The sequence below is a fragment of the Paraburkholderia sp. MM5482-R2 genome (assembly GCF_050436125.1).
Taxonomy (GTDB): Bacteria; Pseudomonadota; Gammaproteobacteria; order Burkholderiales; family Burkholderiaceae; genus Paraburkholderia; species Paraburkholderia tuberum.
In genome coordinates this window covers 604281-630250 of record NZ_JBNDLP010000001.1, presented here as the reverse complement: position 1 = coordinate 630250, position 25970 = coordinate 604281, and the positions used below count along the sequence as shown (strand labels likewise).

Below are 25970 nucleotides of genomic sequence, written 5' to 3'. Positions count from 1 at the left end.
GCGGCCCGCAGCGGGCGCGGGGGGACCACCTGCCGTGCCTCTCACTTTCGTGAGAAAAGTCGCCGCCAGCCAGGCCAGTTGAGATGACTTTGTCGCAACAAGCCACGTTCAGTTCAGAGATGACGAACCGCGACGCCGCGGCGCAAGCCGCTGCATTGTGCCAAATTCTTGGGCAGTTGGCCGACCGGATCGCCACGTCCATCGTCGCGCGCTGAGCGGCGTCGAAAAGCGAAGCTAAAGACTTCCCGTGCGCGCCCAATGGGCTGTATTGCTACGCGCGCACCGGTTTCACGGGTCGCCCAGGCATACGCTTTGCGGCATTTCTACGCGGCACGCGTCTGGCGATCGGGTCAAGGATTTGCCCGACAAAAATTACCGCGACCGGGCGGCAGTCTCCCGACAAAGAACGCAGTAGTTGTTGGCGTGATTAGCGTCACGCAGCCGGCACGCAGTTTCATCAAGCCATTGTTGATAAACAGGAGCCCTATCATGAACCTGACCAATCAGTCCGCCACTGAAGGCGGCGCACAGATCGCGCGCACGAGCGGCGATCCGGCCGGCGGCCCGGGCCCCGACGTGATGGCCGCGGCGACGCTCAAGGGCAATACCGTGCTGAGTGCGGACGGCGACGACGTCGGCAAGATCAAGGAGATCATGCTCGACGTGCGCACTGGCCGCGTAGCGTACGCGGTGCTGGCAAGCGGTGGCTTTCTCGGCATCGGCAGCAAGCTGCTCGCGATCCCCTGGTGCATGCTGACGCTCGATACGTCGCGCGAATGTTTTGTGCTGTCGGCATCGTCCGAGCAGATCAGGAATGCCCCGGGCTTCGACAAGGATAACTGGCCGGCGATGGCCGATCCGAATTGGGCCGCCACCGTGCATGCGTACTACGGCAGCGAGCCATACTGGAAAGGCCGCGCAGAAGTACCCGTCGACGAGCGCGGCGATATGCGGATCGGTGAAACCGTTGCGGATTCGCCGGAGTCACCGGAGCGAGGGGACGTCAAACTTTAACACTGGCGACGTCCACGTCGCGCGGAGGCAAAGACCGGCGCATTGCCTGAAAACGGTACGCCGTTTTTTGTCCCGGCGAGCTTCAGGAAAGCCGGGGGAACCGGCGCCCCATCCGTCACCGCAATGGTTACGCCGAACTGGCTGCGGTTTTGCCGCGAAGTGGCGCGCTGGTTCACATGAGCCCATGGAAGCCACGACGTCGGCGTGGGCCGTATCTGGAGCAGGATGATGTTTCCCGTCTACGTGTAAGTGGGTGATCGTCCGAACCGGGTTAAGACCGATTCCGTCCTGTTCGCCATCGTCGTTGGCTTTATTCTGTACGCTCTCCACTATAAATTTGTCGCAGGAAAGCCAGCAAGTCAGTTCGGATGGCGCCATATCGCCTGGCTGCTGTCGCGGTTCGGCGGGATGTCCTGTCCGCCTTGGGCCGGATTGATTGGTGGTGGCGACCGGTCGCGATTTCGGCCAGGCGTGATGTATGGCCATCTGGAGCCCGCTGGTTCTCTTGAGCCCCCTCTGTACGGCCTTGCCGCAGGAGGGAACTGTCAGCATGACGAATCGAATAGAGAAATCCTTCTGACAAAAGACCGCCGTAGAGGCCGTATGTGCTGCCGTCGGGGCGAAAGTGGCTTATCAGCTGCAATGCAGCTGATACCAACGCCATCGTGCCAACCGTGAGACATACATGCCGCGCGATCGCTCATCGGCGCTGTTCTGAATTTTTTTGCATCCTGTTCATGTGTTCTCCGGGAACATCGGCGAAATGCTCTCGCCGGCCTGTTTGCGCACGGTACCGGTGGCATGGAGCCCTGACAACGACCGCGGCAGCAGATTCGGTACGACGCCTTACGGAGAGTCGGTCCGGAGCGTCATTTTCGGGAACAAGGGGAGACAACCCCCAACCCTCTGATGGAGAAGATGAACAATACGGCGAAAAGGACCAGCAGACAAAAAACCGGTGGCCGTATGCCCCAGTCATGAAGATGATCGGACCTGATTGCACAATCAGCGGGACCCCACGTTGCACGACACCGTCGTCGTTTCACATCTCGTTTCTGAAGATATACACCCGACGCTTCGCATTCGAATCCGATACGATCGTTATAAGTCACGTCATGACATATGTGAACAGAACCGTTGCAGCGCAAACGACGCCGATCGGGTACGGCATGAATGATGCTGCGGTAACAGCGTCACAGCATCATCACATCTGTATTTGTTCAGCGATTCTGGATCGCTGCGCTTACGAGGCGCTCGAATATAGAAGAATGATCTGAGTTGGACGTGGAGTCATCGCCTCGCGCCCAGGAGCGCTGCGACATTGCCAGTAGGAGACAGCTGTCATGACTCTATCCAGCCTTTTGCGGCAACCTGCCGAACAGCAGATTGCCAGCCTGCCACTGCCGTGCTCGGTTTGACTTCCCGATGGCCAGCACATCGGAGCGGCGCAGCCGCGGCTGTCGTTCGTCATCCGGGACATGCGGGCGCTCTGGCAACTGACGCAGGGCGCAATCGGGCGGCTGGCGGAAGACTACGTGGAAGGCCGGCTCGAGATCGAAGGTGACCTGCACGACCTGATGGCGACCGCACCCGCGTTGCTCCGCCAGGACCCCTCCCAGGAAGCGCATGGATGGCTGAAGCGCCATGTCAATCGCACCGGTCGCGCGATCTGGGAGCGCACTCATCACAGCCGCGCCAGGGATGTCGCGCAGATCGCGCACCACTACGATCTTTCCGATGAGTTCCATGCCCTCTGGCTCGACCCGTTGCGCGTGTATTCATGCGCGTATTTTTCAGCGCCCGCCATGTCGCTCGCCCAGGCCCAGCAAGCCAAACTCGATCACATCTGCAGGAAACTGATGATGCGTCCGGGCGAGCGTTTTCTTGACGTAGGCGCCGGTTGGGGCGCGTTGCTACTGTGGGCCGCAGAGAACTACGGCGTTGCCGCGACCGGCATCACCCTGTCGACGAATCAGCACGCCTACGTCAACCGGCTTATCGAGCGAAAGGGACTGCACGGCCGCGTCAGCATGCTACTGCAGGACTACCGCGACGTCGACGAATCCATGCCCTTCGACAAGATAGCATCGGTAGGCATGTGCGAACACGTGGGCCGTCCAAACCTGCCTCTGTACTTCGGGAAGATGCGCCGTCTGCTCAGACCGGGCGGCCTCATGATGAATCACAGCATCACCGCTGGCGGCGCTGATACCCCGCAACTCGATGGCGGCATGGGTGATTTCATCGACAGATATATCTTCCCGGGTGGCCAGCTGGTGCACGTTAGCGTGATGATGGACGCCATGACCCGCGGCAACCTGGGTTTTGTCGCAGTAAGCGTCGGGTATCATGTGCCCTGACAATGCGAACGATCGGACGCTTGATGACGACTCTGAATCCAGCCTTGGCACGGGTGCTCAAGCGCTTGCACTATCCGCTCGATGTGATCCTGACGTGTGTGCGCTGGTATGTGGCGTATCCGCTGAGCCTTCGACATCTGGAAGAGATGATGGCCGAGCGCGGAATTTCGGTCGACCATTCAACCGTACATCGCTGGGCCATCAAGGTGTTGCCGGTTCTGGAGAAGGCGTTTCGCCGCCAAAAGCGAGCCGTCGGTCGGAGCTGGCGAATGGATGAAACCTATATCAAGGTCCGAGGCCAGTGGAAGTATTTGTATCGCGCAGTCGACAAGGAGGGCAACGCGGTGGATTTTCTGCTGCGCGCCCATCGTGACAAGGCCGCGGCGCTACTTCGAAAAGTCAATCGACCAAAATGGCGAGCCCGAGACGGTGACAATCCATAAAAGCGGTGCGAACCTGGCCGCGCTGGATGCCCTCAACGCGGAGCGGGAAACACCGATCAAGATTCGCCAGAACAAGTATCTGAACAACGTCGTCGAACAAGATCATCGGGCGATCAAGCGACGCACGCGGCCCATGCTCGGCTTCAAGAATTTTCGTTGTGCCCGCATCCTGTTGAGCGGCATCGAACTCATGCACATGATCGCCAAGGGCCAAATGGAAGACAGTGGCATCGGATACACTCGTGCCGAGCAGTTTTACTCACTGGCAGCATAAGCAGTCCTACTTATACCACCGTTCGTCCGCGTCTTGCCCTTACCGCGACAAAACCTCCCGCCGCGCACTTCAAGGTCGCCGAGTGCGCTGTGGAGGTGGCGCTGGCGCACGCGTATGGGACGGGCGAATGGCGTCTGACGCCGGACGTCATCGGTGACTTTGAAAAACTGATAGCGCTGTATGACGCGCAACTTGCCCGCGCACCACTGCATGCGGTACGTCACGCCGAAGAGCAACTCAGGGATTTTCTCGCAGGAACCGAAAGTTCGCCTATCGTCGTCGAGGAGTAACACTCGCGCCGCTGCACTGGCTTGTAGGTGTATGAGTTCAAGCTACGACATTCCCGGGTGTGAGCGGTGATCTCTAGCAGCGCGAAGCCAAGCCTGGGGATAAGCAGTTTTTCGGCACGTTTCTCGAAAACTTGATCGCGTGGAAGCACGATTTCTCCGCGGAGCCCGTCGCTGCGGCAGTTGGTCGAGTCGTTGCGGATGGTCGCCCCACACTGACGCAGTGAGCACGCCGTGGATCCGGCGCGTTGCACGCAACACAGCTCCTTCGATACTCCCGTGCGGCCTACCCCATCTTTCGTCCAGGAAGAAGCGTCAAATATTTGATGCTATAATTGATGCAATTCAGCATCAACTGGAAGTCAAATGCGAACCACTGTTACGATCGACGACAACCTTTACGAGCGCGCTCTCGAGCTCGCCGACCCTGACATGGATAAGGCCGACCTGTTTCGAGTGGCGATGCAGACGTTTGTTCGCGTTCAGGCTGGTAAGCGTCTGGCGTCGCTGGGCGGTACCGAGCCCGGTATGCCCGACATCCCGCGGCGCCGATCGGAGCCTGCGGCTCAATGAGCGTCCTCATCGATACATCTGTGTGGGTCGATCATTTCCGTCGCGCGAATGCGAGACTTGTCCAGCTGATCACCAGCGATCAGGCGCTCACCCATCCAGTCGTGCTTGTTGAGCTCGCCTGCGGCACTCCGCCTGCACCCCGCGCACGTACGCTCCACGACATCGGGCTGCTGCAACATGCGACGCACGCGACATGGACTGAGGTGATGGCGTTTATCGAGGCAAGACAATTTTATGGTCGAGGCTGCGGCAGTAGCGACCTTACGCTGCTTGCGTCAACTTTGATGACTCCCGGTGCGTCACTTTGGACCTTGGACAAACGACTCGCCCAGCTCGCCGGTGAACTCGGCATCGCGCATATGCATGACATCCACTAGGCGCGGCATCCCCCGGGCACGTCATTCGGCACTTTCCAGGATCAGCGCTATCGCTGTGCAAAAACCTGCGGTCTTACAGCTCACCCACCTGAGCAGTTCCTCACGAGGCTTCTCCGGTCCGCAGGCGGATTTTATATGTCGCACGATAGTTAGTTATACCAACTAATGAAAATGCTAATTTCTTTTATGTCAAATTGCGAGGTGCGGCGAACAGCCCTGTCGCCCGCCGTTGGATTGCATAGCTTTTGCGCGATTTCTGCGTCAACCCGTTCTCAGCACCCCCGATGAACGCCTCAGGCGGGCTCGACGTGCATGGTGCGGCCGACCGTCCGGCGCGGGAACAATTTTGCGGAACGCCGCCTTGCCTAAATTTGTTCCCGTCTGGGCGGAGACTCCCAACCAATCTTGGCTCGCGAGGAACAAAGCTACGTGACCAACGGTGCCGCCGTGAGGCGCGCCGTCTAGCCTCAGGTCCGGCGCACTAGTGGGCGTTGGTGGCCGGCTTGCGTTTCGCAAACGGCTCCGTTAGGCAGCACAATGCATGTTGGCGGCGCAGGAGGTGGACCGGCACGCACTCCTTCGCGGCGATGAGCAGGTGTCCCGCACGATCACTCCTCTCGCGGACGTTTGTTATGCGTGAGTGCTGGCGAGTATAGACCTTGTTGCTCGAGGCCGGCGGCGAAGAGCGGCTCGAAGAGATAGCCCTGAACCGAGAGCGCGCCACAGGCCAAGGATAGCTGCAGACATTTCTCATCTTCGACACTTTCGACCACCACATGCGAAGCACACACGCGGGCGAGATGGATCAGGGCACTGAGACGCACCCTGGCGGTTGCGTTTGAGCGAGCATTATGCAGATGTCCACGCGACGTCCACGCCAAGGTCGATCAGGCTCCCTACAGGGTTGTGTCGCGATAAGGCTGACGAGGCGAAAAATCCGACCATGGTAAGGATTTCTTACGCCGTCAGCGAATAGAACTGGGCGGCGACGGTTTGCGCGACTCCGTCGTCCTTTGCTTGATGACCCAGCGATGCACGCTCGAATGTTCGACCTCGAAGCCGCGCTCGGCCATCATCTCTATATGAACGCGTCCCTTTGCGCTAGTTCTCGCTTGTGTGACAGACAGGATGGGCTGCTGCTCTATATCCGGGCTTGTTGCAGCCCAATAGGCTACGGCCCCCTATGAAATCCGCTGGCCCGCGCCTCACTCCTCAAACGAGCTCGAAGCTCTGGAAATGATTCAGGCTTGGCGGGCCCCGGTCCTACCTGGCTTGTCATCACACTCGTTTGCTGCGCAACCTTTCGACGTTCACCCTGTGTCAAACGTTGATCTTCTACATCGCGTGAGCCATTCAGGCCGGATTCACGCTGACATAGTCCTTCCGGTATGGCCGGTTATGGGCCAGTACGGCCCAGATCGTTCGCGCCATCTTGTTGGCCAGTGCGACGACCACGACATTCTTTGGCCGCCGCTTCTTCATCTGCTCGACCCACTCACCCGGCTCCTTTGCGTGCTCAAGGACGCTACGCGCACCGTGGATCAGCAGTGTGCGCAGATACGTGTCACCCCTCTTGCTGATCCCGTGCAGATTCACCTTGCCGCCCGAACCCGTCTGCCTCGGTACGATCCCAACCCACGCGGCAAACTCCCGCCCCGAACTGAACGCTTTCGGATCGCCCATCATCGCGACTGCCGCCGTTGCCGTCAGCAGTCCGACGCCGGGAATCTCGCCGATTGCCTTTACCGATTTGTCTTCCTTCTTCCACTCGCGCATGCGGCGCTCAATCTGCGCTACCTGTTCGTCCAGCTTCGCCAGTCCGTTCCACTGCTCGCGAAACGTGTCAATGATCACAGCAGGCAGACGCTCAGCGAGCCGTTCGAGCACCACTGGTATCTCCTTGTCCAGCTTGCTTCGCCCCTTGCTCATCACCTCGCCGTATTCCGTCAGCAGTCCTCGCAGGCTATTGGTCTGCATCGTTCGGAACTTGAGCAGTTGCTGCCTCATCCGGTGCAGCCCAAGCATCGCCTGCTGCATCTCAGTTTTTACCGCTACCGGCTTGCCTGGCTGCTGTACTGCCAGCCAGATCGCCCGGGCGTCCGCCGCATCGCTCTTGTTGCGGACATTGAACGCTTTCACAAACTCCCCCGGCATCAGCTTCACCTCGTGGCCCATCTTCGTCAGTTGCCGGGCCCAGTGGTGCGCACCACCACACGCTTCTATCCCGATCAGGCACGGCGCACGGTTCGCGAAATGTTCAAGGAACTTTGCCCGCTTGATCGGCTTGTTCACGATCTCGCCGGTTTCCTGATCGATGTAATGCACCTGGAACACGTTTTTCGCGATGTCCACGCCGACTGCTGTACGATTCACGACTGGATCCTCCGGTTGCCTTGGGAAACTTCCTATTTTCCACGTGGGTACATCGATGCCGTTGGCCAGTGAGGATCCACCTTGATTTGCTCACTCGGTCACGGGGTGGGACGCGTTCATTTCATTCCTCAAGATCACGCAGGCTAAGCGAATAGGCCACATATCACCGCACGCATAGCAGGATCACGTCCAGCGGATAATGCAGTCGCTTCAGCACCTTCGTGATTCCGGGCGGCAACGTCTTACGCAGCGTCTTGCCCGTCATAGCCATTCTGGTCGTCTCAATTTGGGTCGATCAATTTTACCTGATCGCCTTGCGCGACAGAGCCGCCCGGTCAGCCTTCCCGGCGTCGGCGGAAAACAGATAGGCAATGACGTCGACTATCGACTGCAAATCGTTGCGGTACGTCAACGGTCATTCAGCATTTCCCCTTTCGCTGAGCGATTTCCGATCAAACTTGAAGTCGGCAGGCAGTCGTCCGCGGTACTTGCGAAGGCTCTCGATCCGCTCGGCGACTGTCGGCTTCTCTGCTGTCCGAGAACGCGCCGGACCGGTCTGCAATGCTGGCCCCCACCCCACGAGGAACGCCGAGTCATTCTGTTGGCGGTGAATGATCACGGTCCCTGCGACCGTCCAACTGGAAAGTTCGCTGCTTCCGGTGCCGGGCCTATCGGCAAACGCGTAATGAGCCCCACAGGTTAGGATTTTCCCTTGCCGTCGAACCGCGCGGCCTTGCGCCGATCAAGACGAGAGCTTGTCCGAGATCGTGGAGCTTGTGAATGTGAAGCACGTGTTCGTCAAGGCGGCTGCTCGGCTGAACAATCGCGCAGAGAACAGCCACCAACCGGCACGCGAGCGCGGGCGGCGCATCCCCAAGGGGACTTCCTTCGGGGCGTGCGTGGCTTTCGACCCGAAACGCACACGGAAATGGCTCTGGTGTTTTGGGCCGATCCGGCAACATTTCGCGCTCAAGCGCCATCTGCTGCGCGCTTCACTCTTTCGCAAACAACTCGCCGGCACGGTTCGGCGCGTGGCGCGAAATCACCGAAGTCACCCGAAATCCCCTAGAGGGTGTTAGGAACTTTTGTTAAGGGCTGCAAAGTGAACAAGCATAAGCACGGAGAATACGACGAAGTGCAAGCCAGCCAAGGTTTCGGGCAATCGCTCGTAGTCTCTGGCCAGTCGGCGAAAGCGGTTGAGCCAGCCGAAGCTGCGCTCGACCACCCAGCGGCGCGGCAACAGCACGAAGCCCTTTTTCGCCTCCGGCAGCTTGACTACCTGAAGCTCGATCCCTTCGTCGAGTGCCGCCTGCGCAGGCTCTTCGCCGGTATATCGCCTGATCGGCGAACGCCACTTTGACCGTCTGGCCCGTGGCCTGCTGAACCTGACGCGCCAGTTCTCCGACCTGCGCGCGTTCCTGTTCGTTGGCCGGCGTGACATGCACAGCAAGCAACTGCCCCAAGGTATCAACCGCCATGTGGACCTTGCTGCCGCGTTTGCGTTTGTAGCCGTCGTAACCGGCGCGAGGCCCACTCTCGCAGGTCGACTGCAGGGTCCGCCCGTCGAGAATGACCGCGCTGGGTTGACCACGGCGCTGCTGCGCGATCCGGATGATCGAACGCAGGTCATTCACCATGGCCTCGAAACAGCCTGCCTGAATCCAGCGTTGCGTCTGCTGGTAGACCAGTTCCCACGGTGGAAAATCATTGGGCAACAAACGCCACGGCGCACCCGCACGTACGATCCAGCGAAGCGCGTTGAACATCTCACGCAATTCGTAGCGGCGCTGCGGTGCGTCTTTGTTCATCAAGGCAGGTACGGTGCGGCGAAGTACCACTCTTCATCCGATACATCCGTTGGGTATGGCCTGCGTTTTTTCATCCCGCCAGGATACCAGGTCTAATTCAAAGTTCCTAACACCCTCTAGGCTTTCTGAAAGATGCTCTTTTGCTGCCGTCTTTCCCCCTAAACCTCGACAAGTTGCCAAAGCCATTCAAAGATCTCCAATACGGAATGGCAAATCCGGCTTTGACGTACCGTTGACGAGATCGACGTACAAAAGGTATCGATCGCGGACGACGGTCTGTTGCCCAAGCAGACTGGCGGGCAGCGGTGCCCGCAATTCGTTGGGTAGCACGTCGCCAAGCAAAGCGCTGTACAGGGCCGCGGCTGCCGGATCTCTCTTGCGGTTCACTAGTTCAAGGCGGCCGCCCGGCATCGAGTAATCGTAGAACTCAAATTCCATCGTCCCGTCCATCGCTATCTCGGTGGTCGCCTGTGTCCAGTTAGAATAGACGCCAAGCTTGGTATCGGGCGTTCGCAACCCGATGATGTGACCAGGTGAGTTGTTGAAATTGTAGATTCGCGGCACGGTTTCGTCCGACGTGTAGACGACATAGGGACGCCCCGCCGCGTTCGCCGATTTGAGCATCGGCAACAGGTCATGGCGGCTGCCGTACAGTTGCGCAAGATCGCCGCTTAACCACCCCCGATCCCCCTTGTAACCAAGGCTGACCAGCATCGCCAGGATATCGACCGACGAGGTGAGCCCCGTCCGTACGACGTCGATGTCGTCAGTAAAATTCCCCGTGGGATCAAATACGATTAGAGGGACATTGTAAATCTCTTCGTAGCACGAACCTGCCTTACCGGAAACGAAGCCATGCGCGCTTGCATACTCGCCGTGATCCGACGTGAAGACGACAATGGTGTTGGCGGCGACAGCACGCGGCAACGCGTCGAGTACGCTACCGACGTAACCGTCAAGCGTGTTCATGACCTGCGTATATGAGTCGAGGCTGCGCTTCCAGTAAGTGAATGGCGCTTTTGCAAGGCCGTCCGGAGGGTTGAGAGGAGGATCGGCGGGATTAGTCTGAAACTGGCTGATACTGAAGTCCTTGACCTGCGGATCGTCCGAAACACCACCCCATACCGTCTCCTGAAACAGCCGCGCAAAAGTCTGCGTCGACGGCTTCGACCTCGCGATCCGATCGGATGACTCCCAGTTCGGCGGGATGGCCGGATAGGCGAGCGCGGGAGGATCTTTCAGCGGGTTTGCGTTCCAGTCGTAGGATGGAGGGCCTGCGGTAAAGTTGATAAATTGCGCGAGTCCGCTCGGGTTGTAGTGACGGGAAGCGAACAGATCGGTGAAGGTTTGAAACTCTGTACCCGCGGGAAAAAACTCTTTGTCGTGTGGATTAATGAATCCGACTGTGAGACACCACGGCCGTTCGGCCGGACGACGCGTGCCTAGCCACGTGGCCGCTTGGGCGGCGATGTCACGGTCGCTGAGATAGCCCTGCGCCTCGTCGCCGACAGTGCCTTGAAGGTTGCTGCCTGTCGGATCCGGGTAAGTAAGTCCTTCGAACCCGTATGCCGCGAGACGGCCCGCGACGTTAGGCGGCACTGAGAGGTGCCACTTTCCAATGTAGGGGGTTCGATAGCCAGCGTTGCGAAGCAGCTTTCCGTAGGTCGGGTACTCGCGTCCGAGCACCGGCTGTATCGATACCTGAGAGTCAGGTGCATCGAGTATCGTGGTGAGCAGCCAGGTCTGTTGCGAATATAGACCTGTCACCAGCGTCCCGCGTGCGGGCGAGCATGCAACAGCCGCCGTGTAATGCCCCGCAAACTTCACTCCGCGAGCCCATAGCGAATAGGTTCGCGGCATATATGTTTGCAGAAATTCGCCCGCACTACCGATCCCTTTCGGGAATACCCGCGGATAACGCAGCTCGTCAACGAGAATGAACAAGATGTTTGGCGGTCGGCCGTCGTGTGGGTCACGACTGCCCCGCTCCACAGCGTTGCTTTCTCCAGGTATTATCCCAGTTGCGGCGAGCGATGCGCCAATGCCGGCATTCTTCAGAAAATCTCTGCGATCCATGGCTCCACCTCATTGGTCCTCCGCGAGCGGGTTGCCTCGCGTCTTTTGATCGTCGTATCAAGCGAAACAATAACCAGAGCGTAGTGACGATGAAATTCGACTGCTGAATCTTCAGAGCAGGCACCTGACTGGCAGGGTCGATCTGCCGCGTATCGTCACCAGACACCTCCCGTTCGGCGCTACGTCTATTGTTGTAGTCGGGTAGATGAAATAGCCTATCGCGCGCTTCAACGGCGCGATGGGGAGTCGCCGCCACCGCCTTTCTACAACATATCCGTTGACAACAGGGCGCCGTTGTCTGCGCTGCATGAGATTGTGTCGTTCCCCGCAGATCAAACCTCGATTTTTTATCCCGATACGCTGCTACCTTTAATTGTCTCGCGCGGAGTACTGGATTTTGCGATTATCCCGGTTTCATCGATCAGCACTCCGCAACGACGACTCTCCACGGATAACATCTTGGGAGGATATGCCGCGTCACTCAGTCAGGTTGGCGAGCCTGTCATCTCCGGCCCCGTGCGATAGGCCCGCGCCTACTTATGCCCAGACAAACGTTGCGATGGGCGCGCGTCGTTCCGCATGCTCTTCTCGCAGGCGTCGTCTCCTCCGGCTGGCGCTCGGGGTCGGGGTGCCACTCGCGCTTTGCCTGACGTGCGCCGCCGCTGGTCACGGTTGGAGACTGGAACTTCTCAGCGGCCGCCACGTCCAGGTAACTCACACGCGGGAGACCGGCCCGGCCATCAGTGCTGAGCACCCCTTTTGAGTTCCCGCACTGAGGTCGGTGACGAGTCCAACCTGACTAACCTGATCCACATGTGGCCGGCATTCGTCCGGTGGTCGTCGTGACAAATGAAATCCCGGCGGCCTGGAAGCGGACGATCGAACACGAGGGATTTCGTGTGCTCGTGCCGTCGGCAGTGACGCTGTGACAGACAGTGGAAAATGCACCACGCGAACCGGACGCTTGTACTTGCGAAATGTCTTTTCAAACAGCGGCACCAGCTTGATGATCCAGCGATGTACCGTCGAATGGTCGACGTCAATGTCGCGCTCAGCCAGCATTTCCTCAAGGTTCCGAAGACTCAGCGAGTAGGCCACGTACCACCGCACGCACAGCAGCCTCACCTCAAGGGGATAGTGCAGCCGCTTCAGAACCTTGGCGATGGCCGGAGCAAGCGTAGTTCGTGGTGTCAGTGTCTTCTTCATCGTGCGAACAAAGCGTTTTCATCAGCCTCGAAGTTTACCTCCCGCGTTAATGCGATACAGCCCACCTGGGGCGTCACTGCACGGCGCGTCGGTCGTCTCGGCACAAGTCGAACAAGTGCGAGCTTTGCAGATGAAGACCGCCCGAGCGACGGGAACTGGAGCCGAACTGTGCAGATTGCTGGGTACCCGTCCAACAGCACCGCTCGCATCCGTCTTCGCTTTCGCGCCCATCGTGTGCGATCTCGCTGCAACATCCCTGACCTTTTCCGGGACCGCATATGAAAATTGACGACCACGGTGGGACGCACCAGACCTGACCGGTGCGAGCAGGCACCTCATTTTATTGCCCCCCATACTCCGCGTTGATGCGGTCGAGTTCGCCCGTTTTGCGTGCTTGCAGAAGCTCCTGCTTGACTTGGGTCCGGGTCTTTCCCATTGGAGCGCCAGCGTCACTCCTCGTGGCGGGCACACCACCCACAGAGTCTGCCGAAGACACGTTGGGATTTGTGGGCTGCGTTGCAGGCGCCATGTCTTGCGCCTGGACGTATCCAAATGCGAGAACCGCGGCGATAGCTGCCGCTACTTTAGGCGTTTTCATATCTAAGTACTCCACAAAAGTTCGATGGGTTTGGCTGCTTGAGCCGTCAACAGACCCGCTATTTCAAGTACGGTCTCCCGGGAATATTACGTAACGGAGAAGGCTGTCGGATGATAAGCCGCGGGCTGACACTCCCCGACTAAGCTCTGGCTCCATTGCCGAAAAAACGTCGCATTGAGGCCTCGGCTGACCCACCCACCGCTTAAAACGAGACTCGAGCAACAATGACTCGCGGCCCAATCAGGGTGGTCATCCAAATTTCCGTATTCGGCCCACGCTGGCATCGGCGACCTCAGGCGTGCTAGCTGCCCTGATAGATATCGCAGGACAGGCCCACCGTGCACGGAGCACCGTTTCTGGCTTTGCCGCTGCCGCTGCTTCCGCCGGGCTGGGGTCCGTATCCGAGGTCAGGTGTGCGGTCCATCGTTGTTGCCGGCTGAGCAGTTGTCATGGGCTGCTGGGCAGACGACGGGTCAGTTGTGCCCGACGGTTGCATTTGCTGCGAGTGGGCGGCGCCGGTCGCAGCGAGCAGGGATACCGCGCTGACTACAGCTAAAAGTTGCACTTTCATCTCGTCACCTCTTTTTCGTCAACGGGTTGCGAATAACACGCCCCCGGAATAACAAGGGGATTCGCATTCCCACGAGCACGCGAGGGTTGCATTAGACCTTTTCGCTTTTTGCCGACTCTTGCTTTCGCTTCACCAAATGCCATTCAGGGTCGTCTCCGACGCCGTTTAGCGGAGCAAACGCGAAGTTGGCTTGTGGCACCGTTTGGGCCCAAAGCCGGACTTATTCGATGACTACCTGGGTAATGACGCGAGGCTGGCACCGGGCGGGGCAGAAGGATGCGCAATAAGTGCGCCGGCGAAAGGACGTTGTAAAGTCAATTGGCCAATAAGACCCTTGCTGCGTTTATGTTATAGAACGCAAAGGTCGTGATTGACAGCGGAATCGACAATTGGCAAATCAGGCCCGACCGTCGCGCCGGTCGCTCGTACTGCGCCCGGAAGCAGCGACACACCTGTCGCCCCGGCATCCAGCTGCCCGAGGCCTCGGTATATGCAGTCAACGCAGCGCGAGCCGGCGTCGCGTCATTTGAACCTTTCATGAAACGCACAGCTTCCCGCGAGCCCGACAGAGAGGACTGAAAGTGAACATGGTGCGTTACGCGGACGATTTCATTATCACCGGCCATTCGAAAGAGTGGCTGGAACATGAGGCCAGGCCGGCAGTAGCTGAATTTCTGGCGGAACCCGGGCTGGTCTTATCGCCAGGTCTTATCGCCAGAAAAGACCAGCATAACGCACATCAAGGACGGGTTTAGCAGCGTCTGGTGCGCATATTTGCGCGCCAGACGGTCTCGTGACAGGATGTACAGCTGATCAATCGCACCTCGGAGAAGGCGACGAGCGCCAGGTAAGCGTCCGCGGTATCGCGTGCTCGAACGGGTGCTCGAGCCGCGTCTGGTCCACCCACTTTCCCGGCTGGCATCCAGCGACGAGGAGTCGAACAGCCTGACGTGCCCTGTTGCCGTGTACGAACCCGCCTGGCAGCACACGCGAGCCGCCGCGGTCGTCAGCCCGGTCGTAAACTTCGGCGCATAAACGCCGTCAAGCTCGCGCTATCCCAGCGCAGATCGGGCGGCCGTCGTAGTTGGGCCGCGGCAAGGGTCCGGAACAACGCTCAAGCCTGCATCCTATTGGCTTGCGGCCTCATAGCGTGCGACATCTCAGTGACGGCGTGCGAAGGCCCGAAGAAGGGAATCTCCGTCCTGCGTAATGCGAGGCCGCACGGTACCGCCGGCAAGCTGCTCCATGGCGACAAGCTGGCGTTCGAGCAACGTGTCAAGTTCCTGCCGCTCGGCAATATGGTCGGCCGAGTCCCTGACGAGCATCAATGTCGCAAATTCATGGGCGCTGAGCATTCCTGTCTCCTGGTCGTTCGAGTAGGTGCCGTAGAGGATTGCGCCGGCTACTGGCCTGTGGGCCGTGCCTGCCCGGCTAGGGTCGCTGTCGGCGACGCATTACCGATGGCGCGTCTGGCTGCGATGGGCAGCAGGGAGTTGATGATAGAAGCAGGCTCGGGAGCGGAGCAATCCGGGTCGTCCCGCATATTGGACAGATCGAAGGTCTTCCGCACGTGAAATAGCGTCACCCCGCTTCAACGCCAGCTGCCCCGTGCACAGTCGCGAGAGCACCCAACTGGCCTCACCTGATCAACCCGCCGCTCCAGCGGTCACGGTCGCTCCAGAACGGACACCGCGGACAGGTTTCGCCGTCCGGATAGTCGATGCCTTCCTCATGCGGGCACCCGATGATGCGATCGACGGCGACGACCGAACGCGCACCATGCTGTTCAATGAACCGGACGACTGCTTCGGTGATTTCCGGATCGGTTCTCGCATCGGACGTTTCACAGAACCACCGCTCAACAGGATCAGCATCCGCGCCTTCGTACGCGACGATGCCGACGGCAACCTTCGTCGCGCACCTGTCATCGGGCCCATAGCAGGCCACCGTTGCGACCGGGTAGCCGCAGAACCCCTTGCGGCTTTTTTTCGCGAGCCTGTCCCGGTACCACTGCGCCTTGAATGTCATGATGCCTCCGTGCCTCCGCGCGACTGGCCAATGCGACTACGGCATCAGCGGTAATCGTGGCCGCCAGTCATCATGCTCACCGGTGCTGCACTTTCCGTGTGGCCATGTACACGTTGAACAGGCCCGCATGCAGGCGACTGAGCGCCTGACGGAGACTGAAGACCTGTGGAGCAGGTATCGGGGCACACTTACACGCCTGCTGAAATGGGACCGAAAGGCTTTCGCCCAAATTCGCGACCTTGCACAGAAGTCGCGCAGCAGGCAACCAGTCACCGCGCGAGTGATTTCGCCACATCGGCTTGATGGCGAGCGGGCCGACCAGCTTCGACAGGCCGCGCTAAGACTTTATGCTAGCACCGATCGGCCGGCGAGAATCTCAAAGTACATCATCGGGCGAGCCGCAAAGCTCGCCCATGTGGTGTCCTCGCGCGCCGCTTACCCGCAATGCAACGAAGTCCTCGACGGGTTCGCTGAGACCCAGTGGCATTTCTATGCCCGGCGATATCTGTGGACGCTCGCGCATCTTCCAGATGCGGCGTCGGCATCAGAAGTCCGGCAGCAGGCCGGCATCTGGCACTACAAGTTCGTTGAACTGGACGCGTACTTTCGGGCGCGCTCACTCACGCAGGTAACGCACCTTCGCGAAGGACAGATCATCGTACTCCTGCGCGGTCACGGTATCGACCTGAAATGGGAAGGCCCCTGCCCGGACAAGACATTTGCAAGGCCAGGGCGCGCTTACGTCAAGAAGTGCACCGGGACCACCACTCGCCATGCCGCAGGCCCGAGTTCGAACAATGTGCCGACACCTGTAGATATGGCCGCCGTGGTACTAGAACGGGCGCGTTGCGCCTCCGCTGGATGACCGGGGTCGACCAAAGCGGACGCCGCGTAAATTGACCGAATGACCGTTACAGACATTCTCACGGACATCCGATGCAACGTCTCACCTTGGCCGGACCGCCTCACTCTCTGAGTTATTCCAGACAGCAGATGCTCTTATGCAGTCGCCTACCTGGAATGGCAGACGAAGACGAGGTCGTATGACTCGAACAAATCAGGATTGATCCCGGCTGCCTTGCTCGCCTGCATCATCGCCCGGTCAAGCGAGCCATTATCGAGCGACTCCACGAGAAGTAGTCCCGCGAATTCACCTTCTGAACTTCGCCGCATCGACTTCTCCTGCGTGGCAATGGCTGTCGCCCCGTTTTTCACGGCCATGATCTGCGCGTTCACAACCCAGTCGCCTTTCGCGAGCGCATCAACGATTGTCGGCCCTTGCTGGGCTGTCAGGCATTCCGGTAGTGCGTCTTCAAATCGTGCGATGGCGAGGTGACCGCCGTGTCCGGCCGAGTTCGCACCCCGAGCGAGAATAGTTCCGCCGCCTCGGCGAAACTGCTCGAGCGTCGGCATGATCCGGCGCGTCCACGCAGTCGGGTTATTCAACCGTTCCAGATAGCCAGAACTCGCCATCACGTCTGCGTTGTCGAGTTCGTACAGCATCATGTACTCCGAGGGCCGGTTGTTGCGTCGCTTGAAGACGCGCCCTGAGCGAAAACCCGGGACGCCTACCCGTTCAAAGATGTGCTCCCGGGTGAGCCAGTGCATGTAGTCAGTTTCTGATTCGGCCGCGATCGTGCTCCAGATCGCGAGAAGGCCAGTGTTTGCGTTGTCCAATTGTGTTTGCTCCATCTGCTTTCGAGTGCTCAAAGGCTGTGCTTCTTCCAGTGCAAAGCGAAGGCACAGCGCGAGATCAATATGTGGCCTGCCCAGAGACACGTTGATGCTCACCGGCGATCTCGGCCGCTGAGTCGAGGCGGTTCATGTCGATGCCTGCAGTCTCTGGTCCGATGGCAATCATGCAGAACGACAGGATGTTGAGTGCTCCAACCAATGCGACGAGCAGCCACGGGGAACCGTTGCCAAGGTGTAACAACCAAGCGGCGACCACCGGAATCGGCCCACCAGCGAACAGGCTTGCACCGGTGAATGCGAGGGCCGAACCGGAATAGCGAACATTGGTTGGAAACGCCTCAGCGAACGCGACCGGTTGAATCCCCGTTTGGACCTGCGTGAATGCCATGAAAAGCCCCATGGCTATCGCCATCGGTACGAAGCTTCGAGTAGCTAGGACCTGAAAATAAAACAGCATGATCACGAAGGTCGCGGCGGACGCGAACAGCAATGCGCGCTTACGACCAATCCGGTCACTCAGCAGGCCGCCAAAGATCGAACCTGCGATGGCGCAGGCATTGGCGATCATCAACAACATGAAGCCGGTCTGCTTGGGCACGCCGAGCGTATTCGTCAGATAGCTCAAGGTGAACACGACGGCAAGATAGAAAAGTGCAGTCGGTCCGCAGAAGAACAGCATCATGCGAATGATCGTCTTGTAGTGAAGGCGGAACGCATCCCTTAAAGGGCTCCCGACCTTGGCAACAGCGGACTGCTGCATCTTGACGAAAGCCGGAGTCTCCGCAACGCGCAGTCGGATGTAAATGCCGACGAACACCAGCACGAAGCTCAGCACGAACGGAATTCGCCAGCCATAGCTGATGAAGGCACCCGCGCTCATCGTCGAAGAAAGTAGCAGAAGCACCGCGTTAGCAACGATTTGGCTCAGCGGAGCGCACATGCCGATCAGACCGGAGTATTTGCCTCGCCGGTCTGCTGGAGCATGCTCTAGCGCCATCAGTTGGCCACCAGTAGATTCGCCGCCAAGTGCAAAACCCTGAACAATGCGAAGAATGACAAGCAGCAGGGGCGCATAAACGCCAATCTGCGCATACGTCGGCAGCAAACCCATCAGTACCGATGTCAGACCCATCACCGACACCGTACCGAGCATGAGATTGCGACGTCCAACCTTGTCGCCAAAGTATCCGCAGATGATCGCGCCGAGTGGACGCGCGGCCAGTCCGACGCTGAAAGTTGCCAACGAGGCAAGCATGGCGGAACTCGAATCCATCGCCGGGAAGAACAACTTTGGTAACACGGTGGCTGCGACTGATCCGTAGAGCGTAAAGTCAAACCATTCAAGTGCGGTGCCAAGCGTGGCGGCGCTCACCGCCCTGTTCGCCATGGAATGTGAGGTAGGTTGCTCTGAAACATGGTTCATGCGTGTCTCCTGCTGTCTCAAAAGAGTCTGTGCTGCTCTTGCGTCAATCGCCTATTTTGATTTCTACTGCTAAATATAGGATCTGAAGTATTGACGAATTTCAATTCTCCATGTCACTACATCAAGTCACGAACGGATAACGTCCAGCAATGGACGCCTTGGCCTAGCGCTCAGCGCCTGCTGTGCGGCTGGCGCCTTGCATCGCCTGCTTAAGCATGGCTGACACACCGCTTGCGTCGGACAATTCTGTTGCCGTCGCCATGAGCGCCGGAGCGAGCTCTTTCATTCTCTCTTCAGTCAACCGTGACATCGGTCCCGCGATGATCAGGATTGCGCGCACTTCGCCATTGCTCAAATGCACAGGCGTAGCCATAGAACTCATTGCCGGCAGAAACATGTCTTGCGTCGTTGCGTAGCCATTCTTGCGCGCAAGCTCGATCATTGGCAGTAGAGCTTTGAACGTGGTCGGCGCAAGCGGACCAAAGTCTGACGGCATGCCAAAGCCCTGTTTCGACACAAGCCGAATCGCATCTTCTTCGCTCTTGCCAGCCAGCCAGGTCATTCCTGCTGCACTGCATGAAAGAGTCACCGCCCGGCCCATCTCCGGGTCGTAGCGGATACCTTGTCGCGCGCCTTGCGCCTTGGCAACGTAAATCAACTGCTCGCCATCGACGATCGCAAGCCGAACCAATTCGCCCGAGGTAGCCGCAAGTCGTTCCAGAATGGGTTGGGCGACGTCAACGACCCCACCTGCGCTGAGAAATCGCAGTCCCAGCGAAGGCAGTTTCATGGTCAGCGAAAATTCGCCGCGCCGTTCGTCCTTGCGCACATAACCCTGCTCGACCAGATCCGCAAGAAGGCGATGAGTAGCGCTAACTGGCAAATCGAGCTTAGCGGAAAGTTCTGAAAGCGTTTTGCCCTCTGGCGCACTGGCGAGCTCTTCCAGTACACGGAGGATGCGTTCGGCTATAGCGCTCATGTGATTACTCGAGTTGAGTCATTCGACTTGAGAGCCATGATAGTGGAAAGTGTTTCCAAAATGCAAATACTTTTCAAAATCGCGGGGCGGGCTTAATTTTTCCGAGGATTAGTGGATAAGCAGTCACGAAAGTAGTCAGTGTCCGGTCTCAGCGCTTCAACAGGCGGCTCCTGGCCGACCCCGGTCCGACAGCAAACTTCGGTGAGGGGGCTGAGCACCGCCGGTTGCGTTCGGCGGCACCCGATCCACTTCTGCCATTTGAGATCGCATCTGAACTGACGAACGCCAGCTGTCGCCCGATGCGGGACCATCGGAGGTCAATCAAACACGGCATTTGAATCGGGCTGCCCTCACATCGAACCCTTCGACGAGGGGGGCCTCCGGCCATCTCCACATCAACGGCCCCACAGATTGCGAGCGGGACGCAGCAACAGTAAGCGTCGCGCAATTTTATTGATTTGCGCGGTCACAATGGACAACAACGACGAACTTGCGATTGCGCTCATTGTGCGTGGGATCGGATTGTTGGCTTGCGCCGACATGCCTCTCGACTAGGGTTAACCCATTCAGAGCTGTGCCGCAAAGTACATACAGTTCTTGCATACGAGCCTGCTTCAGACGCGGGGGCATCGGCGCCCAGGGTCGTCTGGCGGTGTTTCCTCAGTTCCACGAAATCAAAGGAGATGACACATGGAAATCCGCAACCCTTCCCCCGGCCTCTACAACGAAGATCTCGCACCTGCCAGGGTGCGCAACTGGGGTGCCTTCAGCATTTTCAACGTCTGGACCTCGGACGTGCACAGCCTCTGGGGCTACTACCTCGCCGCCAGCCTGTTCTTGCTGTGCGGCAGCTTTACCAACTTTGTGCTGGCGATCGGGCTCGGCTCACTTGTGATCTTCGCGCTGATGAATCTGATCGGCTACGCCGGCGAGAAGACCGGCGTGCCATACCCGGTGCTTGCGCGCGCCTCTTTCGGCGTGTGGGGCGCCAACCTCGCGGCGCTGGTGCGCGCCGTGGTGGCCTGCTTCTGGTACGGCGCGCAGACAGCAGCGGCTTCGAGCGCGATAGTCGCGCTGTTGATCCGCAGCACCAGCCTGATGGAGTTCCACAAGGACACGCACTTTCTCGGCCACTCGGGGCTGGAAGTGATCTGCTACTTCATCGTCTGGGCGCTGCAGCTGCTCATCATTCAGAAGGGCATGGAAACGGTGCGCAAATTCCAGGACCTGGCCGGTCCGGCGGTGTGGATCGCGATGCTGATCCTGGCGCTCGGCCTGTGCGTCAAGGCGGGCGGCTTCTCGTTCGAGCATGGCATTCCGATGGACGCGCTGCTCGAGAAGACCAGGGACGCCGGCGTCAGCGGCGAGCCCGGCTCGTTCTGGGCGCTGATGGCCGTAGGCGCGACCTGGATCACCTACTTCGCGGCGCTGTACCTGAACTTTTGCGACTTCTCGCGCTACGCGAAAAACCGCGACGCAGTCAAGAAAGGAAATCTGTGGGGCCTGCCGGTCAACCTGATTGCGTTCTCGCTGGTCGCCGGCGTCACCACCATCGCCGCCTTCAGGGTGTACGGCGAAGTGCTGCTGCACCCCGAGCAGATCTCAGCCAAGTTCGATAGCTGGATACTGGCACTCATCGCGGCGGTGACCTTCGCAGTCGCCACGCTAGGCATCAACGTGGTGGCCAATTTCGTCTCGGCGGCGTTCGACATCTCCAACACGTTCCCCAGGCAGATCAGTTTCAGGAAGGGCGGTTTCATCGCCGCAGCCATCGCGCTGGTGCTCTACCCGTTTGCGCCGTGGGAAGGCAACGCCGCGCACTTCGTCAACGCCATCGGCGCCACGATGGGCCCGCTGCTGGGGATCATCCTGGTGGACTACTATCTGGTGGCCAAGGGCAACGTCAACGTCGCGGCGCTCTACCAGGAGCACGGCGAGTATCGCTACGAAGGCGGCTGGAACGTCAACGCGCTGGCTGCGGCGGCGGTCGGCAGCGTGTTTTCGACCTTCCTGCCCAACTTCACTAACCTGCTGCCGGCCTGGTGGAATACATATGGCTGGTTCTTCGGCGTAGCGATCGGCGGCGGCATGTACCTGGTCATGGCGACGCTGCGGCCGCGTACCGCGATCGCCCCTACCCGCGTTTAAGGCTCTTTCCATCCCGATCAGGTAGGGTCAAGCACTGGCACGGCACCGCCGGGTGCCTCCCGGAAGCGGGCGGTCGGTCACGATAGCCGCGTGCGACTCGCGAATCGCAGATTTGGCCGACGATCCGCCTGATGGCATCGTTCAAAGAATGGCACTTTCGGCCACAACTTCCCGTTCAGCGAGCCGGGAAATCTGCCGTTGGAGCGACCGCATTACTCCGGAACCTGACGGACGAGCTACCCCGACAATTCGGCCAATGCCGACGTTGGAGAGTACTGGGTTCTAGGTCGGCAGTGGGACAGATTGCCGACGGTGGCGGCATCGAGCGGCCGGGCGGCAGCTTCCTGCATCAGCGAACTCACACTCCCGACCCAGTCCGGACGGCCGCCCCGACGCCCCCTATACGGCAGCTTTTAGGGTAGTACGGCCACTCACGCAGTCAGCCGTGTCGGAAGGCTCGCGGCCACTGCCGCCAACGGTGAGCTACCACCATCGCCTCTTGCCAACGAACCTTCAAGATATGGTGTGGGCCACGCGGTCACAAAGCACCGGCAAAGGAAATGTGTCCTCGCGTGGACCGCCCCTTTGACCCTGGGTTAGGGCAACGCTGTTTTTACCGTGTCGTTATGTCGGCGCGATTCACCGTACCCATATGCCTTGGGGGAATGAGTGTTATGCGCGGGCGCTGACTTCTGTGCGCAAGCGACTTGCGCGAACATGGCTTCCACAATGTGCCACCTGACATTCACCGACAAAGGCGACTCCATGACCAACTTCATCGCACACACCGTCGAAACCGCGCCGGAAGCATCGAAGGCAACGCTCGAGGCCGTCAAATCGGCCTTCGGCTTCGTGCCCAACCTACAGGCGAACATGGCTGAGTCGCCGGAATTGCTGGCCGGCTACTCCGCGCTTTGGGATCTGTTTTCGAAAAGCACGTTGACCCCGCATGAGCAACAGGTCGTTTACCTGACCTCGAATTTTGAGAACAACTGCCACTACTGCATGGCCGGACACACCACGCTCGCCAAGATGATCAAGATGGATGTCGCGGTCATCGACGCATTGCGCGCTGGAAAGCCGCTGCCCGACGCAAAGCTCGAAGCACTCCAACGCTTTACGACTCTCGTCGTGCGCGAACGCGGCTTTGTCGCAGAAGGGGATATCGACGCGTTCCTCCGCGCTGGCTACACGCGCCAGAACGTGCTCGAAGTCGTGCTGGGCGTCGCCACCAAGGTGATGAGCAACTACACCAACCACCTGGCACACACGTCGCTCGACGCCTTCATGAAAGGCAACGAATGGACCAAGCCGGTCGCTGAAGCGGCCTGAGCCCGCTCATCTCATATGCAAGGAGCAGTTACCATGTCGCTGCAAGATAAGCTGGATGCCTTCAAGGCAGACTTCAAGGCGGGCAAGGCACCCTACTTCGCCCCGGCCGAAATCCATGCAGTGATGGAGCGCGCCACCGCTGAATTGATCGCCTCGGGACAAGCCGAACGTGCGCACAAAGCCGGCGACATGGCACCGGCGTTCACGCTGGCTGATCCCAACGGCACGCTGGTCTCCTCGACGGAATTGCTGGAGAAAGGGCCGCTCGTGATCAGCTTCTATCGTGGCGTCTGGTGCCCGTACTGCAACATGGAACTGCAGGCGCTGGAAGAAGTGCTGCCGGAATTCGAAGCAGCGGGCGCGAGCGTGGTCGCGATTTCGCCGCAGAACCCGGCGAACAGCCGCAAGTCGGCTCGTCAGAACAAGCTCAGCTTTCCCATTCTGAGCGACCCGCGCAACGATGTCGCAGCCGCGTTTGGCCTGCGCTTCGCGTTGCCGGACTATCTGGTAGAGCTGTACAAGAATCTCAAGAACGACCTGCCGGCCTTCAATGGCGACCCGAGCTGGACGCTACCGATGCCGGCGCGCTACGTGATCGGCCCGGACGGCATGATCCTGTATTCGGAAGTGAATCCCGACTACACGCGTCGGCCAGAGCCGTCCGACATGTTGCCGGCGTTGCGTCGGACAGGTGTGCGGGTGTCCTGAGACCAGCGGGCGGACGTCGCAGAAACGGCGTACGCCATTTATGAAAGGAACTGAACATGTCACAACGCACCTATCTTATTACCGGCGCGAGTAAGGGGATTGGACGAGCGTTGGCCGCACGTCTGGCGCGCGACGGCCATCGCGTCGTCGGACTCGCGCGTCATGCGGACGACGCGGATTTTCCCGGCGCTCTCGTGCCCGCCGACCTCGCCGATCGCGACGCCACGCAGGCCGTCCTCCAGCGGCTTACGTCAGAATACGCGTTCGACGGCGTGGTTAACAATGTCGGCCTCGTGCGCCCCCAGAAGCTGGGCGCGATCGAACTCGACGATCTGGACGCCGTCTTCGCGCTGAACCTGCATCCCGCCGTGCAGACGGCGCAGGCGTTGCTGCCGGGCATGCGCGAGATGGGCCGCGGTCGCATCGTGAACATTTCCAGCCTGACGGTACTCGGCATGGTCGAGCGCACGGCCTATGCCGCCGCGAAAGCCGCGCTGGTCAGTTTCTCGCGCTCCTGGGCACTGGAGCTGGCCACGACCGGTATCACCGTGAATGCCATCGCGCCTGGGCCGACGGAAACGGAACTGTTTCGCGCCAACAACCCGCCTGGCAGCGCGGGCGAACAGCGTTATCTGTCGGCCGTGCCGATGGGTCGCTTCGGCCGCCCCGACGAGATCGCAGCGGCCGCCGCTTTCCTGCTATCCGACGACGCAGCGTTTATCACCGGCCAGACGCTCTTCGTCGATGGCGGCGCATCGATAGGAAAGGCAGCAGTCTGAGTCGCCGCGCCTGCTTCAGGCGGGAGCGGCTGCGGCTCCCAGCGTCGCCTCGACGAACGCGATGAATGCCCGCGCCTTCGCGGTGGCCATCCGGCCGGTCGGAAATACGGCCCACAGATCGACGGGCGGCAAGGTCCAATCGTTCAACACGGTCTTGACCGTGCCGCTCGCGAGCTCCGGCGCAAACATCCATGCGGACGCAATCGCCACACCCATGTCTGCGAGCACAGCCGCACGCACGCCTTCGGCGGCAGTGACGCGCATCCGACCGGATATGGCCACCGTCGCTTCCGAACTGCCGCGTTTGAATGACCACGCGCCGCTGCTGCCGCGCTGCTCGTAGATGATCGCCTGATGCGCAATCAGGTCGGCCGGAACGTTTGGCGTCCCAGCCAATTCAAAGTAAGCGGGGGTTCCGACGACGATCCGCCGACTCTGCCCGATCTTGCGCGCGGTCATGCTCGAGTCGCCGAGTGCGCCCATACGCAGCGCGACATCGATGCCTTCTTCGAGCAAATCAATATGGCGGTCATCGAGCACGACTTCGAGGGTCAGCTCCGGGTGTGCGGCCAGAAACGCCTTCATCAACGGAACAATGCGCAGGCGTGCAAACGTCACCGGAGCGCACACCCGCAGTCTTCCCGACAGACTTTCGCCCGAGCCACGCACGGCGAGCTCGGCCTCATCGGCTTCCTCGATGACGCGCTTTGCCCGTTCGTAGAACTGTTGGCCGGCATCGGTGGGCGTCAGGCCGCGTGTTGAGCGCAGCAGCAAGCGCACCCCGAGTCTTTCCTCCAGTTGCGCAATCGACTTCGATACCGCCGGCTGCCCCACGTTCAGCCGGCGCGCACCACCGGAAAACGACCCGGCCTCGATCACACTGATGAAAGTCTCCATCGCAGTCAATCTGTCCATTTA

18 protein-coding genes and 5 pseudogenes are annotated in these 25970 nt (G+C 59.7%); 12 read left to right on the top strand and 11 right to left on the bottom strand.

The features are described 5' to 3' along the window. The first annotated feature begins 495 nt into the window (after positions 1–495). From OKW37_RS02855 to OKW37_RS02830, 6 genes and pseudogenes are all read left to right on the top strand, one after another. A complete protein-coding gene (locus OKW37_RS02855) occupies positions 496–1014 on the top strand; it encodes a PRC-barrel domain-containing protein (protein WP_429401715.1) in 519 nt (172 codons plus the stop codon). 1343 nt (positions 1015–2357) lie between these two features. Beyond that, positions 2358–3335, top strand: a pseudogene (locus tag OKW37_RS02850) (class I SAM-dependent methyltransferase); the annotation flags it as partial. Between the two features lie 62 nt (positions 3336–3397). After that, positions 3398–4091: pseudogene (locus OKW37_RS02845) on the top strand (IS6 family transposase). A gap of 89 nt (positions 4092–4180) precedes the next feature. Then, entirely contained in the window at positions 4181–4381 is a 201-nt protein-coding gene (locus tag OKW37_RS02840) for a hypothetical protein (RefSeq protein ID WP_429401149.1), read from the top strand. A gap of 363 nt (positions 4382–4744) precedes the next feature. Next, positions 4745–4951: a type II toxin-antitoxin system VapB family antitoxin gene (locus OKW37_RS02835; RefSeq protein ID WP_018420240.1), complete on the top strand. Its 207-nt coding sequence runs from the start codon at positions 4745–4747 to the stop codon at positions 4949–4951. Then, entirely contained in the window at positions 4948–5328 is a 381-nt protein-coding gene (locus OKW37_RS02830; RefSeq protein WP_429401147.1) for a type II toxin-antitoxin system VapC family toxin, read from the top strand. The genes OKW37_RS02835 and OKW37_RS02830 overlap by 4 nt, the downstream gene beginning before the upstream one ends. Before the next feature lie 1353 nt (positions 5329–6681). On the opposite strand, the gene OKW37_RS02825 is transcribed toward OKW37_RS02830, so the two are convergent. Together OKW37_RS02825 and OKW37_RS02820 are read right to left on the bottom strand one after the other, a co-directional pair. Next, positions 6682–7701 carry an IS110 family transposase gene (locus OKW37_RS02825; RefSeq protein WP_187639731.1) on the bottom strand — a complete coding sequence of 340 codons (1020 nt, stop codon included), beginning with the start codon at positions 7699–7701 and terminating at the stop codon, positions 6682–6684. 166 nt (positions 7702–7867) lie between these two features. Continuing rightward, positions 7868–7972: pseudogene (locus tag OKW37_RS02820) on the bottom strand (IS6 family transposase); the annotation flags it as partial. Positions 7973–8459: 487 nt separating this feature from the next. Here OKW37_RS02820 and OKW37_RS02815 point away from each other — a divergent pair. Next, a pseudogene (locus tag OKW37_RS02815) lies at positions 8460–8793 on the top strand (hypothetical protein); the annotation flags it as partial. Here OKW37_RS02815 and OKW37_RS02810 read toward each other — a convergent pair. The 5 genes and pseudogenes from OKW37_RS02810 to OKW37_RS02790 all read right to left on the bottom strand — a co-directional run bounded on the left by OKW37_RS02810 (position 8790) and on the right by OKW37_RS02790 (position 15988). Next, complete coding sequence (locus OKW37_RS02810) at positions 8790–9467, bottom strand: transposase (RefSeq protein WP_429401713.1); 678 nt, start codon at positions 9465–9467, stop codon at positions 8790–8792. The pseudogene OKW37_RS02815 and the gene OKW37_RS02810 overlap by 4 nt on opposite strands. Positions 9468–9695: 228 nt before the next feature. After that, positions 9696–11585: a sulfatase-like hydrolase/transferase gene (locus OKW37_RS02805; RefSeq protein ID WP_429401144.1), complete on the bottom strand. Its 1890-nt coding sequence runs from the start codon at positions 11583–11585 to the stop codon at positions 9696–9698. A gap of 954 nt (positions 11586–12539) precedes the next feature. After that, positions 12540–12791 (bottom strand): annotated as a pseudogene (locus OKW37_RS02800) (IS6 family transposase); the annotation flags it as partial. 2329 nt (positions 12792–15120) lie between these two features. Further along, the gene (locus OKW37_RS02795) at positions 15121–15315 is read right to left on the bottom strand and encodes a hypothetical protein (RefSeq protein WP_187639394.1); all 195 of its coding nucleotides are present in this window, start codon (positions 15313–15315) and stop codon (positions 15121–15123) included. A gap of 283 nt (positions 15316–15598) precedes the next feature. Next, on the bottom strand, positions 15599–15988 hold the full coding sequence (locus tag OKW37_RS02790; RefSeq protein WP_429401142.1) for a hypothetical protein: 390 nt from the start codon (positions 15986–15988) through the stop codon (positions 15599–15601). Positions 15989–16115: 127 nt separating this feature from the next. Here OKW37_RS02790 and OKW37_RS02785 point away from each other — a divergent pair, with 127 nt between their 5' ends. Continuing rightward, positions 16116–16853 carry a hypothetical protein gene (locus OKW37_RS02785; protein WP_429401140.1) on the top strand — a complete coding sequence of 246 codons (738 nt, stop codon included), beginning with the start codon at positions 16116–16118 and terminating at the stop codon, positions 16851–16853. A 146-nt stretch (positions 16854–16999) separates the two neighbouring features. On the opposite strand, the gene OKW37_RS02780 is transcribed toward OKW37_RS02785, so the two are convergent. The 3 genes from OKW37_RS02780 to OKW37_RS02770 all read right to left on the bottom strand — a co-directional run bounded on the left by OKW37_RS02780 (position 17000) and on the right by OKW37_RS02770 (position 20085). Next, positions 17000–17779 carry a hypothetical protein gene (locus OKW37_RS02780; RefSeq protein WP_429401138.1) on the bottom strand — a complete coding sequence of 260 codons (780 nt, stop codon included), beginning with the start codon at positions 17777–17779 and terminating at the stop codon, positions 17000–17002. Then, on the bottom strand, positions 17742–19106 hold the full coding sequence (locus OKW37_RS02775) for an MFS transporter (RefSeq protein WP_429401136.1): 1365 nt from the start codon (positions 19104–19106) through the stop codon (positions 17742–17744). Before OKW37_RS02775 ends, OKW37_RS02780 begins: the two co-directional genes overlap by 38 nt. Positions 19107–19269: 163 nt before the next feature. Then, entirely contained in the window at positions 19270–20085 is an 816-nt protein-coding gene (locus OKW37_RS02770; RefSeq protein WP_429401134.1) for an IclR family transcriptional regulator, read from the bottom strand. A gap of 690 nt (positions 20086–20775) precedes the next feature. Between OKW37_RS02770 and OKW37_RS02765 the strand changes: the two genes are divergently transcribed. From OKW37_RS02765 to OKW37_RS02750, 4 genes are all read left to right on the top strand, one after another. Beyond that, positions 20776–22233 (top strand): NCS1 family nucleobase:cation symporter-1, encoded by a 1458-nt coding sequence (locus OKW37_RS02765; protein ID WP_429401132.1) that lies wholly within the window; start codon positions 20776–20778, stop codon positions 22231–22233. Positions 22234–22998: 765 nt separating this feature from the next. Continuing rightward, complete coding sequence (locus OKW37_RS02760; RefSeq protein WP_429401130.1) at positions 22999–23565, top strand: carboxymuconolactone decarboxylase family protein; 567 nt, start codon at positions 22999–23001, stop codon at positions 23563–23565. Between the two features lie 33 nt (positions 23566–23598). Continuing rightward, the gene (locus OKW37_RS02755; protein ID WP_429401128.1) at positions 23599–24273 is read left to right on the top strand and encodes a peroxiredoxin-like family protein; all 675 of its coding nucleotides are present in this window, start codon (positions 23599–23601) and stop codon (positions 24271–24273) included. A gap of 56 nt (positions 24274–24329) precedes the next feature. Next, positions 24330–25052 carry an SDR family oxidoreductase gene (locus OKW37_RS02750; RefSeq protein ID WP_429401126.1) on the top strand — a complete coding sequence of 241 codons (723 nt, stop codon included), beginning with the start codon at positions 24330–24332 and terminating at the stop codon, positions 25050–25052. Between the two features lie 15 nt (positions 25053–25067). Here the strand turns inward: OKW37_RS02750 and OKW37_RS02745 are convergent, their stop codons facing one another. After that, positions 25068–25967, bottom strand: coding sequence for a LysR substrate-binding domain-containing protein (locus tag OKW37_RS02745; RefSeq protein ID WP_429401124.1), 900 nt, complete (start codon positions 25965–25967; stop codon positions 25068–25070). Positions 25968–25970: the final 3 nt, after the last annotated feature.